The 14,855-nt window shown below is 58.9% G+C and carries 14 protein-coding genes; 9 read left to right on the top strand and 5 right to left on the bottom strand.

What is annotated here, in order from left to right:
* The 3 genes from GUC22_RS11910 to mdtJ all read right to left on the bottom strand — a co-directional run bounded on the left by GUC22_RS11910 (position 1) and on the right by mdtJ (position 2,941).
* Positions 1-2,157: a putative bifunctional diguanylate cyclase/phosphodiesterase gene (locus GUC22_RS11910; RefSeq protein ID WP_142476390.1), complete on the bottom strand. Its 2,157-nt coding sequence runs from the start codon at positions 2,155-2,157 to the stop codon at positions 1-3.
* 105 nt (positions 2,158-2,262) lie between these two features.
* Positions 2,263-2,592, bottom strand: a complete 330-nt coding sequence (mdtI, locus tag GUC22_RS11905; protein ID WP_004119685.1) for a multidrug/spermidine efflux SMR transporter subunit MdtI — start codon at positions 2,590-2,592, stop codon at positions 2,263-2,265.
* A complete protein-coding gene (gene mdtJ / locus GUC22_RS11900) occupies positions 2,579-2,941 on the bottom strand; it encodes a multidrug/spermidine efflux SMR transporter subunit MdtJ (protein ID WP_004135616.1) in 363 nt (120 codons plus the stop codon). The genes mdtI and mdtJ overlap by 14 nt, the downstream gene beginning before the upstream one ends.
* 525 nt (positions 2,942-3,466) lie before the next feature.
* Between mdtJ and GUC22_RS11895 the strand changes: the two genes are divergently transcribed.
* From GUC22_RS11895 to mdcH, 9 genes are all read left to right on the top strand, one after another.
* On the top strand, positions 3,467-4,501 hold the full coding sequence (locus GUC22_RS11895) for an AI-2E family transporter (protein ID WP_004135610.1): 1,035 nt from the start codon (positions 3,467-3,469) through the stop codon (positions 4,499-4,501).
* A 320-nt stretch (positions 4,502-4,821) separates the two neighbouring features.
* A complete protein-coding gene (gene mdcA / locus GUC22_RS11890) occupies positions 4,822-6,477 on the top strand; it encodes a malonate decarboxylase subunit alpha (RefSeq protein ID WP_064342758.1) in 1,656 nt (551 codons plus the stop codon).
* Positions 6,477-7,319 carry a triphosphoribosyl-dephospho-CoA synthase gene (locus GUC22_RS11885; RefSeq protein ID WP_064342759.1) on the top strand — a complete coding sequence of 281 codons (843 nt, stop codon included), beginning with the start codon at positions 6,477-6,479 and terminating at the stop codon, positions 7,317-7,319. Before mdcA ends, GUC22_RS11885 begins: the two co-directional genes overlap by 1 nt.
* Positions 7,320-7,336: 17 nt before the next feature.
* On the top strand, positions 7,337-7,636 hold the full coding sequence (gene mdcC / locus GUC22_RS11880) for a malonate decarboxylase acyl carrier protein (RefSeq protein ID WP_004135606.1): 300 nt from the start codon (positions 7,337-7,339) through the stop codon (positions 7,634-7,636).
* The gene (locus GUC22_RS11875; protein ID WP_004135604.1) at positions 7,629-8,462 is read left to right on the top strand and encodes a biotin-independent malonate decarboxylase subunit beta; all 834 of its coding nucleotides are present in this window, start codon (positions 7,629-7,631) and stop codon (positions 8,460-8,462) included. The genes mdcC and GUC22_RS11875 overlap by 8 nt, the downstream gene beginning before the upstream one ends.
* On the top strand, positions 8,462-9,262 hold the full coding sequence (gene mdcE / locus GUC22_RS11870) for a biotin-independent malonate decarboxylase subunit gamma (RefSeq protein ID WP_049086383.1): 801 nt from the start codon (positions 8,462-8,464) through the stop codon (positions 9,260-9,262). The genes GUC22_RS11875 and mdcE overlap by 1 nt, the downstream gene beginning before the upstream one ends.
* A gap of 129 nt (positions 9,263-9,391) precedes the next feature.
* Entirely contained in the window at positions 9,392-10,351 is a 960-nt protein-coding gene (locus tag GUC22_RS11865) for an AEC family transporter (protein WP_148855182.1), read from the top strand.
* Between the two features lie 2 nt (positions 10,352-10,353).
* Positions 10,354-10,974 carry a malonate decarboxylase holo-ACP synthase gene (locus GUC22_RS11860; RefSeq protein WP_024358024.1) on the top strand — a complete coding sequence of 207 codons (621 nt, stop codon included), beginning with the start codon at positions 10,354-10,356 and terminating at the stop codon, positions 10,972-10,974.
* Positions 10,971-11,873: a malonate decarboxylase subunit epsilon gene (gene mdcH / locus GUC22_RS11855; protein WP_082237101.1), complete on the top strand. Its 903-nt coding sequence runs from the start codon at positions 10,971-10,973 to the stop codon at positions 11,871-11,873. The genes GUC22_RS11860 and mdcH overlap by 4 nt, the downstream gene beginning before the upstream one ends.
* On the opposite strand, the gene GUC22_RS11850 is transcribed toward mdcH, so the two are convergent.
* Together GUC22_RS11850 and mqo are read right to left on the bottom strand one after the other, a co-directional pair.
* Positions 11,863-12,789 (bottom strand): LysR substrate-binding domain-containing protein, encoded by a 927-nt coding sequence (locus GUC22_RS11850; RefSeq protein ID WP_004135593.1) that lies wholly within the window; start codon positions 12,787-12,789, stop codon positions 11,863-11,865. The genes mdcH and GUC22_RS11850 overlap by 11 nt on opposite strands.
* A gap of 215 nt (positions 12,790-13,004) precedes the next feature.
* Complete coding sequence (gene mqo, locus GUC22_RS11845) at positions 13,005-14,615, bottom strand: malate dehydrogenase (quinone) (protein WP_236039683.1); 1,611 nt, start codon at positions 14,613-14,615, stop codon at positions 13,005-13,007.
* Between the last annotated feature and the right edge of the window lie 240 nt (positions 14,616-14,855).

Below are 14,855 nucleotides of genomic sequence, written 5' to 3'. Positions count from 1 at the left end.
TCAGCCTTGCTGCTGGCGCAGCTGCAATAACGATGCGACGGGCATCGGCTCGCTGAAGAAGAAGCCCTGCAATTTGTCGCATCCCGCCCGTCGCAGCAGCGCCAGCTGTTGCTGATTTTCAACGCCTTCCGCCACAACCGTAATCCCCAACGCCCCGGCAATGCGCACGGTACCGCGCACCAGCTCCGCCGCCTGGGTATCCACATCCACCAGCCCGGCCAGTGATTTATCGATTTTGAGACTGTCGAAGCTAAAGCTGCGTAAATAGCCGATGCTGGAGTAGCCGGTGCCAAAATCATCGAGCGCCACCGCGATCCCCAGCGACCTTAAATTTTCAATCGCCGCCCGCGCACGCTCGGGATTCTCCAGAACGTAGCTCTCCGTAACCTCAAGCTGTAACCGACGGGCCGGGAAATGGCAGCGGCCCAGCACCTGCACCACCCGCGACTCAAACTCCGGGTCGCGGAACTGCGCCGGAGAGATATTCACCGACAGCAGCAAATCGTCTAAAGGCTGCAGCTCGCTACAGGCGCGTTGCAGAACAAACTGACCAAGCGCGTAGATCAAACCGCTACTTTCGGCAATACCGATAAACGTGTCCGGCGGCAGCGCCCCCTGCGGACGTCGCGGCCAGCGCAGCAGCGCTTCCACGCCCTCCATAACCAGCGTATCGGCGTTGACGATCGGCTGGTACCAGACATCAAACTCTTCGTTCTCCAGCCCCTGGCGGATGCCGTTTTCGATATTCAGCTGATACTGCCGCGCGTCGCTGAGCGCTTCGTCATACCAGGTGGTGCGCCCTTTACCGGTTTTTTTCGAGTGGTACATGGCAATATCGGCGCGGCGAAAAAGCTCGGTGCTGGAACAGCTTGCCGGGACGCCGCTGGCGATGCCGATGCTGGCGCTGATATAAATTTTTCGTTCGTTGAGGATAACGGGGGCTTTTAACAGTTCCAGCACCGCCCAGGCAAAGGCCAACGCCTGATTTATCGCCTGTTCGCCGCTTACGGTCATCGCAAACTCGTCGCCGCCCATTCGCGCCAGCATCCCTTCGGGAGGCACGCGCTGCCGAAGCTCTTTAGCAATATGAATAATCAACGCATCGCCTACATCGTGGCCGTAGTTGTCGTTAACATCCTTAAAGCCGTCGAGATCGATAAACACCACGCTTTGCGTCTGGTACTGCGCGTTTTCGCATACCTGATTAAGACGTTCGATCAGCGCCCGCCGGTTTGGCAAGCGGCTCAGCCAGTCGGTCATGGCAATATTGCGCGCCAGCTTTTCGCCGCGCGCCAGCTTGTAAAGCCCGAGGCAGCTGAAGAGAATAAACAGCAGGATCAGCCCCGCTGCCACGACGGCGATCAGCCGAATATTGTTTGATGCCGCCCGCGCGGCTTCAGCGCCGGGAAGCCCCGGATGCCAGCTCAGATAGCCAACGATTTCCCCGGACTGGGTGCGGAGCGGGATACTGTATTCGCCGCCGCCTGGCGTGACGTGGAGGTTGCGGATCTGAAACGTATCGCCCAGCCGCTCAAGCATTTGCGGGTTAATATGACGGGTGATCACCAGATAGCGACGCGTATCATCATAGACCTGCAGCCGTCCTGTCGTCGGGCGAATCAGGCCAATGGCAATAAAGGCGATACCGGCGCGGGTTCGGGTGATGCCGGCATAAGCGCTTTTGCCGCTGCGCAGGGCGGCGGCATGCTGCGAGATGAGCGAATGAAAACCGTTGCCGAGAAATTGGGTATCCTGTTCGGTAAAGCTCTCACTGCGAAACGATCCCCACAGCACGCGATAGTGCTGGTCGAGCACGAAAGTGCCGTCATAAAGGTTATTGATCTTAAAGCCGGAACCCCAGGAGTTATAGAGCCATTGCGGATCGAGCCGGTCGGTATAGGTCTGATGCACCGCATCGTCCCAGATAGCGTTATCCATCACCAGCGACAGCACGCGATTCACCGAGGTTTGCACCGCGCCATCCACCGATAGCACGGAACGATGCTTATCAATTTCGTTTGCTTTCAGGCCGATCAGGTGCTGGCTGAGGTAGAGGAGCGAAATAATGGACACGATTAAGCCAATCCCGGCGAGGACAATCATGATGGAAAGCGTTCTGGCGGAGGGAATATTGCGCCAGCCTGGCAAATGGATCATGTTCTGCCCTCATGTCGGCCGGTAGCGAAATACGCCGAACTGGCTCTTTTTTAAGAGTAATACAGAGAGCAGAATTTGCCGCCCGCATCCACAGGCGGCATCATATCAGGCGAGTTTAATTAACACCATGCCGACCACCAGCAGGAGCAGGCCGGCCCAGCCTTTATGATTCAGACGCTGGCCAAACAGCACCCAGCCGGCGGCAATGGTCGCCGCGATGCCGAAACCGCCCCACAGCGCATAGGCCACCGACAGGTCAATCCCTTTGACCGCCTGCGAAAGCGCGCTGAAGGCGCCAAGAACCGCCGCCAGCGACATAAGGCCATAGAACTTACGTCGAAAACCGTCGGAAAACTTAAGAAAAACGTTGGCCATAATTTCCAGCGCGATAGCCAGCGCCAGCCAGGCGGCATGGACCCACTCAAACTGTTGCATGAGTTTTCTCCTTGCCCGGTTTCACCGTTTTCTGCGTTCCCGATTTAATCAATACAATCCCGGCGACCAGGGTGACCAGACCGGCAATTTTTATCGTCGACAGCGTTTCATCAAACAGCAGAACGCTGAAAATCGTGATCAGTAAAATGCCGATCCCTTCCCATAGGGCATAGGCCACGCCGAGGGCGATTTTTTTCACGGCGAAAGCCAGGAAAATATAGGAAAGCGCAATCATCACCAGCATTAAAATAAAACCAGTGTGGCCGCCGCTTACGCTTGCCCATTTCATCGACAAAGTGCCGGTAATTTCAGCAACGATTGCTAAAGCTAATAAAATCCAATAAAACATGATCCCTTCTCCTGCTTGAGAATATAATCCATTACGGCTTACAGCGAAGTAAACCGGAAAAATTCTGACGTTATTTTAGCCGTGCGCAGCGCGCCAGCTCAGGCAGAGAGAAGAAGACTAAAGCGCCGAGCGCCAGTGCTGCTCGCCGAGGAAGCGGGAGTTGGAGTGGGAGACTGCAGGGTGAAGCGAAATATACATCCTGAACTGATTGTCCATAAAATTACAATTATCCGCGGTATTGCTTCTCATCATTTGCGGATGAAAATTGTCCTCTGTAGTTATACACACGCAGATTTGTACCATAACACTACATTTAACTCAAAGACTTTGCAGTTCTTTACCTCTGCTATTTGATTTGGATTAGTTTTTTCCGATAGCAAACGCCATTATGATATCGTTCCAGTCATTATTTATTAATGGGTCGGTTTTTTTCATTTTAACTGAGGCGACGCGTTGAGACGCCGACTTTGCCAACGTCTACAATGACTCCTATTAGACCCCATTTTTTCTCGCGCAGGGAGCGGTATGGCCAAACCCATCATCACGCTTAACGGCTTAAAAATAGTCATCATGCTCGGCATGCTGGTTATCATCCTTACAGGCATCCGCTTCGCGGCGGATATTATCGTGCCTTTTGTGCTGGCGATCTTTCTGGCGGTGGTGATTAACCCGCTGGTTCAGCTGATGGTGCGCTGCCGGGTGCCGCGGGTACTGGCGATTTCGCTCCTGGTCGGGGTGATTGTCCTGCTGGCCGTGGTGCTGCTGGCCTCGCTCGGCACCTCGCTTAACGAGCTTGCGCGCACCCTGCCGCAGTATCGCAACTATCTCTATGAACCGATGCAGACCGTCGCGCCGTGGCTGCAGCGCTTCGGCTTTACCGTGTCGGTGGTGGAGCTGAATAAATATATAGACCCCAACGCGGTGATGACCCTGGTAACCGGGCTGCTTACCCAGCTTTCCAACGCGATGTCCTCTATCTTCCTGCTGCTGCTGACGGTGGTGTTTATGCTGCTGGAAGTACCGCAGCTTCCCGCGAAGCTGCAGCAGCTGATGTCGCGGCCGGTGGAGGGAATGGGCGCGATTCAGCGCGCGCTGGATAGCGTCTCTCACTATCTGGTGCTCAAAACCGCCATCAGCCTGGTGACCGGGCTGGTGGTCTGGGGAATGCTGGTGCTGCTGGACGTCCGCTTTGCCTTTATGTGGGGACTGCTGGCTTTTGCGCTCAACTACATTCCCAATATCGGTTCGGTTCTCGCGGCCATCCCGCCGATTTTGCAGGTGCTGGTATTTGGCGGTCTGTATGAGGCGCTGGTGGTGCTGGCGGGCTATCTGGCGATCAACCTGGTGTTCGGCAATATCCTTGAACCGCGCATTATGGGCCGCGGGCTGGGGCTATCGACGCTGGTGGTCTTCCTGTCATTAATTTTCTGGGGCTGGCTGCTGGGGCCGGTGGGGATGCTGCTCTCGGTACCGCTGACGATTATTGTCAAAATCGCCCTCGAACAGACGGTGGCCGGGCAAAGCATCGCCTTCCTGCTGAGTGATTTAAGTAAAAACTAACGAGATTGCTCGCAGTTCCCCCGGAGGCGATGCTGGCGCATCTGTCCGGGCTACCGGCCCGCAGACGACCTTTAACCTGTAGCCCGGCTAAACGCAGTGCGAGCCGGGAAGCCGCGTCAATGCCTCAACCCAGTACGTCCCCCACTCGTAGACCAATCATTCGCAATCATTATTGATCGTCATCACATCTCTGCCCCGCCAATCATTACTCTTACGCTAACGATTCGCCATCGGCCTTAATTGATGCCCGCCACCTCGGGACGCACACTTACTCCCACACCAGGGCAATCAAAACGATTTGTCGAATCAGGAGGTTAATAATGAATGCCGAACAAACGACGGGGCGAGTCTGGAACCGTCGCCGTACGGAAAAACAGCGGCGACTGGCCGAGGCGAAAATCTCGGGCAAAGTGATCCCCACTGACCAGCTGGTTGCCGTACTGGAACATCTGCTGGCCCCCGGCGACCGGGTGGTACTGGAAGGCAACAACCAGAAACAGGCAGATTTCCTCTCACGGATGCTGGCGGAGGTTAACCCGCAAAAAATTCACGACCTGCATATGATTATGCCGAGCGTCGGGCGCAGCGAGCACCTGGACCTTTTCGAAAAAGGCATCGCCCGCAAGCTCGATTTCTCCTTCTCCGGCACCCAAAGTCTGCGCATTTCGCAGTTGCTGGAAGATGGCCTGCTGGAAATCGGCGCGATTCACACCTATATCGAGCTTTACTCTCGTCTGTACGTCGACCTGTCGCCGAACGTCGCGCTGATCGCCGGTTATAAAGCCGACCGCAAGGGCAACCTCTACACCGGGCCGAGCACCGAAGACACTCCGGCGCTGGTGGAAGCCGCCGCGTTCCACGACGGCATCGTCATTGCGCAGGTCAACGAACTGGTTGATGACGAGTGCGATCTGCCGCGCGTGGATATCCCCGGTTCGTGGATTGACTATATCGTTGTCGCCGATAAACCGTTTTTTATCGAGCCGCTGTTTACTCGCGACCCGCGCCTGATTAAGCAGGAACATATCCTGATGGCGATGATGGCGATTAAAGGCATCTACGCCGAGCATCAGGTGCAATCCCTCAACCACGGGATCGGCTTTAACACCGCCGCCATCGAACTGCTGCTACCGACCTACGGCGAACAGCTCGGCCTGAAGGGCAAAATCTGTAAACACTGGACGCTAAACCCGCATCCGACCCTTATTCCGGCCATTGAAAGCGGTTGGGTCGAGAGCGTGCACTGCTTCGGCGGCGAACTGGGGATGGAAGAGTACATTCGCGCGCGCCCGGATATCTTCTTTACCGGCGCCGACGGCTCCATGCGTTCCAACCGCGCGTTCTGCCAGCTGGCGGGGCAGTATGCGGTGGATATGTTTATCGGCTCAACCCTCCAGGTGGATGGCTATGCCAACTCCTCTACCGTCACCCGTGGTCGTCTTTCCGGCTTCGGCGGCGCGCCGAATATGGGCCACGACCCGCACGGTCGCCGCCACGCCACCCCGGCATGGCTCAACATGATTACCGAACCGGACCCGATGCAGCGCGGTAAAAAGCTGGTCGTGCAAATGGTGGAAACCTTCCAGGCGGGCGTGAAACCGACCTTCGTGGAAAAACTCGACGCCGTAGAGGTGGCCAAAACCTCCGGCATGCCGCTGGCGCCGGTAATGATTTACGGCGATGACGTCACCCACGTGCTGACCGAAGAAGGTATCGCTTACCTCTACCGCGCGGAAAGTCTCGAAGAGCGCCGGGCAATGGTCGCAGCGGTAGCGGGGATCACCGACATCGGCCTCGGCGTGGATGCCAAACGCGTGGCCGAACTGCGCCAAAGCGGCAAAATCGTCTATCCGGAAGATATCGGTATCCGCCGCAGCGACGCCACCCGCTCCCTGCTCGCCGCCGGCAGCGTAGCCGACCTGGTTGAGTGGTCCGACGGGCTTTACAACCCACCGGCAAAATTCCGGAGCTGGTAATGAAAAAACTCTCTCCCCAAATTGCCGAAACCCGCGCCCGCTGGCTGGCCCAGACCGCCAGCGCCTGCCTGGTTGCCGAAGCGCGACTCAGCCCCAAACCGGGTCTGGTCGACAGTCGCGGCAACGGCGCGCATCAGGACCTGAACCTGGCGCTGATGGAGCGCTCCGCCCGTAGCCTGCAGCCAACGTTTCATGCGCTGGCACAGCAAAGCTGGCGGCGGCCAGCGGACATCGCCCTGCGCGAAACCGTCGGCCGTCTGGGCCGCGAAGGCGAAGCGCAGATGATGCAGGCGACCTCGGGGGTCAATACCCACCGCGGCGCTATCTGGGCGCTGGGCCTGCTGGTGAGCGCGACGGCGATGCTGGGGGGAGAAAGTCATGCACAGAAGATTACGGAAACCGCCGCCGCCCTCGCCCGTCTGCCGGACGCCGGCGCGCCGAAGACCTTTAGTAAAGGCCTGCGCGCCAGCCGCCGCTGGCAGGTTCCGGGCGCGCGGGAAGAAGCGCAGCGCGCTTTTCCGCATATCACCACCCTGGCGCTGCCGCAGCTTTTGCGCAGCCGGGCCGCGGGGGCCAGCGAGGAGCAGGCCCGTCTTGACGCGCTGATGGCGATTATGACCTCGCTTAGCGATACCTGCGTGCTCTCCCGCGCCGGAATGGCGGGCCTTATCGCAATGCAACAAGGCGCTGGCGAGGTACTGGTGGCAGGAGGATGCGCGACCGCTCAGGGTCGGGCCGCGCTGGCGCGCCTTGATGCGCAGATGCTGGCGCAGAACGCCTCGCCGGGTGGCGCGGCGGACCTGCTTGCCGCCACCCTGTTTCTCGACCGGGTTTCCGCTTAACGCATTCAGAGGATGTTATGGAACAGATTAAATTGTCATTCCCTGCCAACCGCGCCCTCAGCGGCAAAGCGCTGGCAGGCGTAGTAGGCTCCGGCGATATGGAAGTGCTCTATACCGCCGGGCAGAGCAATACGCTCAATGTGGAGATCACCACCTCCGTGGACAACAGCCAGGCGCGCTGGAGCGCGCTGTTCGAACGGCTGAGCCTGATTAACGGTCTGCCCGGCGGAGATCTGGTGATCCACGACTTTGGCGCCACCCCCGGCGTCGCGCGGATCCGCATTGAACAGGTATTTGAGGAGGTGGCTCATGCGTAACGATCGCAGCTTTATTGAACTCCGCGCCCGCGAACGCGCCCGTTTCCTGCTGGATGACGGCAGCTATCGCGAACTGCTGGACCCGTTCGAAGGCATCATGTCGCCGTGGCTGGGCGCGCAGGGCATCGTCCCGCAGTCTGACGACGGCATGGTGGTTGCGAAAGGCACCATTAACGGCCAGCCGGCGGTGGTTATCGCCATCGAAGGCACCTTCCAGGGCGGCAGCATGGGCGAAGTCTCCGGCGCGAAAATGGCCGCCGCCCTTGAGCTGGCGGCGGAAGATAACCGCAACGGTATTCCTACCCAGGCGGTGCTGTGCCTGGAAACCGGCGGCGTGCGCCTGCAGGAGGCCAACCTGGGGCTTGCCGCCATCGCCGATATTCATGCCGCGATTGTCGACCTGCGCCGTTATACCCCGGTGGTCGGCATTGTCGCCGGTACCGTTGGCTGCTTCGGCGGGATGTCCATCGCCGCGGCGCTGTGCAGTTACCTGATTGTCACCCGCGAAGCGCGATTGGGGCTCAACGGACCGCAGGTTATCGAACAGGAGGCGGGGATTGAAGAGTACGACTCCCGCGACCGTCCGTTTATCTGGAGCATGACCGGCGGCGAAATTCGCTACGCCAGCGGCCTGGTGGATGCCCTGGTCGGCGACGGCGTTAACGCGGTGAAAGCCGCAATGAACGAAGCGATAGCCAAAGGCGTTCCCGCCCGGCATCGCAGCGACAAATATGAGGATTTCCTGACCCGTTTGACCCACTTCGATACCCGCCAGCAGGCGGACACCGCGCAGATCAAACGGCTATTCGCCCGGGAGGAGAAATAATGAGCCAGTTCACTCATCGCGCCGCGCTATGGCTAAACCAGCTGGCGCCGAACGCACCACTAATGACCGGTCTGTGCCCCTCGGTGCAGGTTGCCGACGCCGATTTTAACGGTGAAACCGCGCGCTTTATCGCCGTGGTGCCGGATGCTAACAACCATTACCCGCGCGCCGCCAACGGCGAAGTCGGCCTGCTTGAAGGCTGGACGCTGGCGAAAGTGGTCAACGAAACCATCGACGCCGATGCGGATAAAACGGTAAAGCGCCCGATTATTGCGGTCATTGATGTACCCAGCCAGGCCTACGGCCGTCGTGAAGAAGCCTTTGGTATTCATCAGGCGCTGGCCGGCGCGGCGGGCGCGTATGCGAAGGCGCGTCTTGCCGGGCATCCGGTGATTGGCCTGATTGTCGGCAAAGCGATGTCCGGGGCGTTTCTGGCCCACGGCTACCAGGCCAATCGCCTGATCGCCTTTAACGACGCCGGCGTACTGGTGCACGCCATGGGCAAAGAATCCGCCGCGCGTATCACGCTACGTAGCGTTGAGGCGCTGGAGAAACTGGCGGCCACCATTCCGCCGATGGCCTATGACGTCAGCAACTACGCGACGCTCGGCCTGCTCTCCGCCCTGCTGGATATCAGCAATCCTGACGCGCCGGACGCCCGCGATCTGACGCTGGTCACCGACACCCTGCGCGACGCCATCGCTGACGCCCGCCGGGATGCCTCGCTGAAGTGCCGCCTTGGCGCGGCGAACCGCCGTAGTTCCCAACAGGTGCGCGATCGCATGCGCGCCAGCTGGTAGTCAGTCCCTAAGTAGAAGAAAACCTGCCGGAAGCGGCCGCCTGAGGCACCGATTGCGTGCCTCAGGAAGAGACCGCTTTTAGAAATTATAACAATCGCGCCAGTACTCTATTTTATTAACAGGTGATTTATGACTTATGTGATTATTCATGCCCTCGCGCCGATTTTTGTCATTATGCTGCTGGGCTTCTGGGCCGGTAAGGCCAAAATGGTCGATAACAAAAACGTCTCGTTACTCAACATTTTCGTAATGGATTTCGCCCTGCCCGCGACGCTGTTTAGCGCCACGGTGCAAACGCCGTGGAGCGGTATTGTCGCGCAATCGCCGCTGGTGCTGGTGCTCACCGGAGCGATGTGGATTACCTATGCGGCTATCTACTTCCTCGCCACCCGCGTCTTCAAGCGCTCGCCGCAGGATGCCGCCGTGCTAACCCTGACCGTCGCGCTGCCGAACTACGCCGCCCTTGGCCTGCCGATTCTGGGCAGCGTGCTCGGCGAAGGCGCGTCAACCTCCCTCTCCGTGGCCGTTTCCATCGCCTGCGGCTCGGTACTGATGACGCCGTTCTGCCTGCTGATTCTGGAGCGTGAAAAAGCGCTCGCCGCCGGAGAGAACAGCGGTTCGACGCTGGCGATGCTGCCGGTACTGATGTGGCGTTCGGTGAAAAAACCGATTGTCTGGGGTCCGCTGCTGGGGGTTGTGCTCTCGGCGATCGGTATCAAAATGCCGGATCTGCTGCTGGCCGCTATCAAGCCGCTGGGCCTGGCGGCGACCGCCGCGGCGCTGTTCCTCACCGGGGTAATCCTGTCAGCGCGCAAGCTGCAGCTCAATACGCTGATTGCCACCTCTACCGTGGTTAAACTGCTGGTGCAGCCGTTTATCGCCTGGGGTCTGGTGATGCTGCTGGGGCTGCACGGTTCAATCGCCATTACCGCGATTCTGATGATTGCCCTCGCGGCCGGTTTCTTCGGCGTGGTCTTCGGCAACCGCTTTGACGTGCAGTCGCCGGATGCGGAAGCGGTGCTGCTGTTAAGCTCGGTTCTGTGTATCCTGTCGCTGCCGCTGTTTATCACTTTAACGTCAGGGATCTAACGATGTCATCAACGCCGCGTCCTCACGATTTAATCTGGTTGAATAATGCCGCCGCGCTGGAGGCGATTGAGGAGCCCTGGGTCGCACAGCACTGGCGTATTAGCCTGCCGGTGGTGGTACGACGCGACGTTGACGCCGACGCCCGCGTTCCGGTGGGCGTACGGGGTATGAAACGCGAGCAGCGGGCCGCAGGCTGGGTACAGAGGGAAAATATCGTCCGTACCGTCAGCCCGGAAGCCCTCGCCGACCGCCAGCTGCTCCTGCGCTCGCCGTTTGTCTCTCAGCCGCCGGTTCAGGCGGCGATATCACTGACCTTACATCCCTGGCCGTGGCGCTGGGGCATTACCGGCGGTACCGGCTACGCGCTGGCCACCGAAATTCCCGTGCTGCACGCCGCCAGCGATCTCGATCTGCTGATCCGCGCGCCGCTGCCGCTTCCCCGCGAGGCGCTGCTCGCCTGGCAGTCCCGCGTCGCGCAGCTGCCGTGCCGGGCGGATACCCAGGTCGAAACGCCCGTCGGGGCGTTTGCGCTAAACGAGTGGCTGCGCGATGGCCGCGTCCTGCTGAAAACGTCCCGCGGCGCGCGCCTGACCGCGTCGCCGTGGAACAGGGAGGAAGCATGAAAATTCTCTTTACCTTTCCCGGTCAGGGAAACCAGCGGCCGGATATGCTGGCCGACCTTCCCGACCGCCAGAATATTCTCGCCGAAGCGCGGACCGTGCTCGGCGAAGAAGTAGACCATTTAGATAGCGCCGCCGCGTTAAAACACACGCGCGCGGTGCAGCTGTGCCTGCTGATCGCAGGCATCGCCTGGGCGCGAGAACTGCGGCGTCACGGAGTGAATCCGGACATGGTCAGCGGCCTGTCGATTGGGGCTTTCCCGGCGGCGGTGATTGCCGATGCGCTGGCGTTTAGCGACGCCCTGCGGCTGGTGGCGCTACGCGGCGATTTAATGGAGCAGGCTTATCCCCACGGCTACGGGCTCACCGCCATTATGGGCCTGACGCTCGACCGCGTGGAACAGCTGATTGCCGACAGCGACCTCTATATCGCCAACCTTAACGCTGAAACGCAGATTGTGATTGCCGGACGCGACGACGAGATGGCGCGCGTGGCCCAGCTGGCGCTGGCGGCTGGGGCCAGTAAAGCTCAGCGGCTGGCGGTTAGCGTCCCTTCCCACTGCGCGCTGCTGAATGAACCGGCGGCTAAGCTGGCAAAAGCCTTCTCTGACGTCACGCTGCAACGACCGCGCTGCGCGTATCTGAGCGGCTCCACGGCGCGCGTGTTATGGGACCCGTTGCGAATAGCCGACGATCTGGCGCTGAATATGGCGCGAACCGTGCGCTGGCAGGAGGCCACGATCGCCGCCGATGAACGGGACGCGCGGCTGGCGATCGAGATGCCCCCCGGCGGCGTGCTGACCTGCCTCACCCGCCAGGCGGGCTGGCAGGGAGAGTGCATTTCGCTGGAGCGCAGCGGTATCGACGTCGCCCGTCACCTTGCGAACCGGCTTAACGGCTGAGGCTGCGGGCGTACATCCGCCCTTCAGCCGCCAGCGCCAGCAGGTCGGCGTCGCGCTCGCGATGGTGCGAGTAGACAATGGAGATCAGCTGGCGCATCTGATACGGCTCCGCCAGCTTCAGCAGCTGAACATCGTTTTCATAGACCTTTTTCATGCGGCCCGGCAGCAGGGCAAAGCCTACCCCCGCCTGCACCAGGCTAATCATCGAAAAGATATCATTCACTCGGGTGACGATTTCAGGCTCAAATCCGGCCACCTGAAAAGCGTCCTGAAATCCGGCATAGGTGGCGAAACCTTCCGCCAGCGAAACGAACTTACGCCTGGCGTAATCGCGTAGCTCGGCGGGGGCGGTGGTATCGAGCTGCTCCGTCGCCGGAGCGGCGAGGAAGATATCATCCTCAAACAGCGGGACCACATCAAACGCCGAATTATTGAATTCACCTTCATTGGTGGCGATCAGGATCGCATCGAGCGCGTCATCTTCGAGCATATCCAGCAGCATCTGATTGGAGCCCATGGTGAGATCCAGCTCCAGTTCCGGACGACGCAGCTTCATGCCCATAATAATGCGTGGCACGGTTTCAAGGGTCAGCGAGTACAGCGTACCGATCCGCAGCCGCCCCTGCCCGACGCCGGCTACTTTGCGCGTCGCCTCCAGCCCGCGGGTCATCAGGCTCATCACATCCTGGCAGTACTCCAGCAGCGTCCACGCCGCCGGCAGCGGCAGCAGATTGCGCCCTTTATGAATAAACAGCGGACAGCCGACGCCCTCTTCCAGGGTATGCAGCGCCCGGTGAACGCTGACGCCGCTCAGCTGCATAGCTTCAGCGGTTCTGGCGATATTGCCCTTAGCCATAAACATCATAAATACCGACAGCTTGCGGAAGGTGATGTCCTGATTAATGTCGTCTTTCATTGCCCTGCGCTCCGCATTTCGGTCTTCACCTGCATTTTCTTTCGTAATTTCAAGACAGTATAACCGCAATTAACGAATGAAGGATTAGCCGGAAGGGGGATAACAGCGCGAGGAGAGGGATAATGACAATGTATCGTTTTCGCCGGGACGGCGAAGGGAGGCCCGTGAGCCCGGTGAGGCATCAGCCGCCACCGGGCAATGTCAACGGCGCGGGCTTACAGCGCCATATCGTGCTGCGGCGACGTTTCCGCCTTCGGCTCTGCCGGTTTGGCGGTCATCACCGGCGCGGTGGCGTTCATCTCAATTACCGGCGGTTTGGTCAGCTGCAGCGCAGCCGCGGTGTCATCCCAAACCTGCTGGGTCAGCGCGACGTTGCCGTTCAGCTTCTGACCGTAGCTCGGTACGATATCGTGAATACGGCGCTGCCATTCCGCCGAATTAAACTGCTCAGGGAACATCTGCTTAATCACGTTCAGGGTAATCGGCGCGGCGGTAGAAGCCCCCGGCGAAGCGCCCAGCAGCGCGGAGATGGTTTTCTGCTCGTCGACCACCACTTCGGTGCCCAGCTTCAGCACGCCGCCCTTCTCTGCGTCTTTTTTGATGATCTGTACGCGCTGACCGGCCTGAATCAGCTTCCAGTCCTCTTTACGCGCGCTTGGGTAATACTCTTTCAGCGCCGCAAAACGATCGTCGTCGCTCAGCATCACCTGGCTGATGAGGTATTTCACCAGATCGAAGTTGTCCAGACCCACGTGGGTCATCGGCAGCACGTTATCGGTGGTGGTGGTGCTCAGCAGGTCGAGGAACGAACCGTTTTTCAGGAATTTGGTCGAGAAAGTGGCGAATGGCCCAAACAGCACCACGCGCTTGCCGTCGAGGAAACGGGCATCAAGGTGCGGAACCGACATCGGCGGCGCGCCCACCGAGGCCTGACCGTAAACTTTTTGCTGGTGCGCTTTGGTCACCGCCGGGTTTTCGGTCATCAGGAAGGAACCGCCTACCGGGAAGCCGGCGTAATTATCCGCTTCCGGAATACCTGTTTTTTGCAGTAATTTCAGCGCGCCGCCGCCGGCGCCGATAAATACGTATTTCGCATCGATCGCCTGCTCCTCGCCGCTATTCACGTTTTTAATCGTGACGTGCCAGGAATTATCGGCGTTGCGTTTAAAATCGGTGACTTCTGAAGAAGTTTGCAGCGTGAAGTTGTTATTTTTCTTCAGGCTACCGATCAGCTGGCGGGTTATTTCCCCATAGTTAACGTCGGTACCCACCGGGGTCCAGGTCGCCGCAACGCGCTGCTGCGGATCGCGCCCTTCCATCACCAGCGGCGCCCACTCTTTTATTTGCGCGTGGTCGGTAGAGAATTTCATCCCCTGGAATAACGTAGTCTGCTGCAGCGCAGCGTAGCGTTTTTGCAGATAATCGACGTTATCTCCCCAGACGAAACTCATGTGCGGGGTGGAGTTAATAAAGGAGTGCGGATCGTGCAAAATGCCGCGTTTGACCTGCGCCGTCCAGAACTGGCGGGAGATCATAAACTGTTCGTTAATATCCAGCGCTTTGCTGACGTCGATGGTGCCGTCCGGGCGTTCCGGCGTATAGTTCAGCTCCATATTCGCCGAGTGTCCGGTACCGGCGTTGTTCCAGCCGTTAGAGGACTCCAGCGCGACGCCATCCAGCTTCTCAACCATGACCTGCTTCCAGTCCGGCTGGAGTTCATGCAGCCAGGTCCCCAGCGACGCGCTCATAATGCCGCCGCCAATCAGCAGGAAATCGGTTTTTTTCGAGGTATCGTCATTTGCGAAAGTCGCCGTACTGACGAACATCGCTAATGCGGTCATAGATATAATCGTATTTTTAATTGCAGGCATAATAGAAATATCACATAGCACAAGTGTAATAAGAGCGGACATATTAACGCACTTTTACTTTATTTTAAAATATCATTTACACTTTCGCACACATAGCTAATTACCATTAACCTGGTTTTTTAACTTAAAAAAGTAAAAACAACGCCGACATGGAGAATAGGGAAAGCAATAGCGATTTACCCGCGCAGGAATAAA

Source organism: Klebsiella sp. MPUS7 (genome assembly GCF_009905335.1).
Classification (GTDB): Bacteria; Pseudomonadota; Gammaproteobacteria; order Enterobacterales; family Enterobacteriaceae; genus Klebsiella; species Klebsiella grimontii.
The sequence above is the reverse complement of the archived record's forward strand: the minus strand, read 5'-3'. Positions and strand labels throughout refer to the sequence as shown.

What these genes read in the sequence shown, in the direction of transcription:
- GUC22_RS11910 (WP_142476390.1), bottom strand. Translation starts at nt 2,157, where the DNA reads ATGATCCATTTGCCAGGCTGGCGCAATATTCCCTCCGCCAGAACGCTT.
- mdtI (WP_004119685.1), bottom strand. Translation starts at nt 2,592, where the DNA reads ATGCAACAGTTTGAGTGGGTCCATGCCGCCTGGCTGGCGCTGGCTATC.
- mdtJ (WP_004135616.1), bottom strand. Translation starts at nt 2,941, where the DNA reads ATGTTTTATTGGATTTTATTAGCTTTAGCAATCGTTGCTGAAATTACC.
- GUC22_RS11895 (WP_004135610.1), top strand. Translation starts at nt 3,467, where the DNA reads ATGGCCAAACCCATCATCACGCTTAACGGCTTAAAAATAGTCATCATG.
- mdcA (WP_064342758.1), top strand. Translation starts at nt 4,822, where the DNA reads ATGAATGCCGAACAAACGACGGGGCGAGTCTGGAACCGTCGCCGTACG.
- GUC22_RS11885 (WP_064342759.1), top strand. Translation starts at nt 6,477, where the DNA reads ATGAAAAAACTCTCTCCCCAAATTGCCGAAACCCGCGCCCGCTGGCTG.
- mdcC (WP_004135606.1), top strand. Translation starts at nt 7,337, where the DNA reads ATGGAACAGATTAAATTGTCATTCCCTGCCAACCGCGCCCTCAGCGGC.
- GUC22_RS11875 (WP_004135604.1), top strand. Translation starts at nt 7,629, where the DNA reads ATGCGTAACGATCGCAGCTTTATTGAACTCCGCGCCCGCGAACGCGCC.
- mdcE (WP_049086383.1), top strand. Translation starts at nt 8,462, where the DNA reads ATGAGCCAGTTCACTCATCGCGCCGCGCTATGGCTAAACCAGCTGGCG.
- GUC22_RS11865 (WP_148855182.1), top strand. Translation starts at nt 9,392, where the DNA reads ATGACTTATGTGATTATTCATGCCCTCGCGCCGATTTTTGTCATTATG.
- GUC22_RS11860 (WP_024358024.1), top strand. Translation starts at nt 10,354, where the DNA reads ATGTCATCAACGCCGCGTCCTCACGATTTAATCTGGTTGAATAATGCC.
- mdcH (WP_082237101.1), top strand. Translation starts at nt 10,971, where the DNA reads ATGAAAATTCTCTTTACCTTTCCCGGTCAGGGAAACCAGCGGCCGGAT.
- GUC22_RS11850 (WP_004135593.1), bottom strand. Translation starts at nt 12,789, where the DNA reads ATGAAAGACGACATTAATCAGGACATCACCTTCCGCAAGCTGTCGGTA.
- mqo (WP_236039683.1), bottom strand. Translation starts at nt 14,615, where the DNA reads ATGTTCGTCAGTACGGCGACTTTCGCAAATGACGATACCTCGAAAAAA.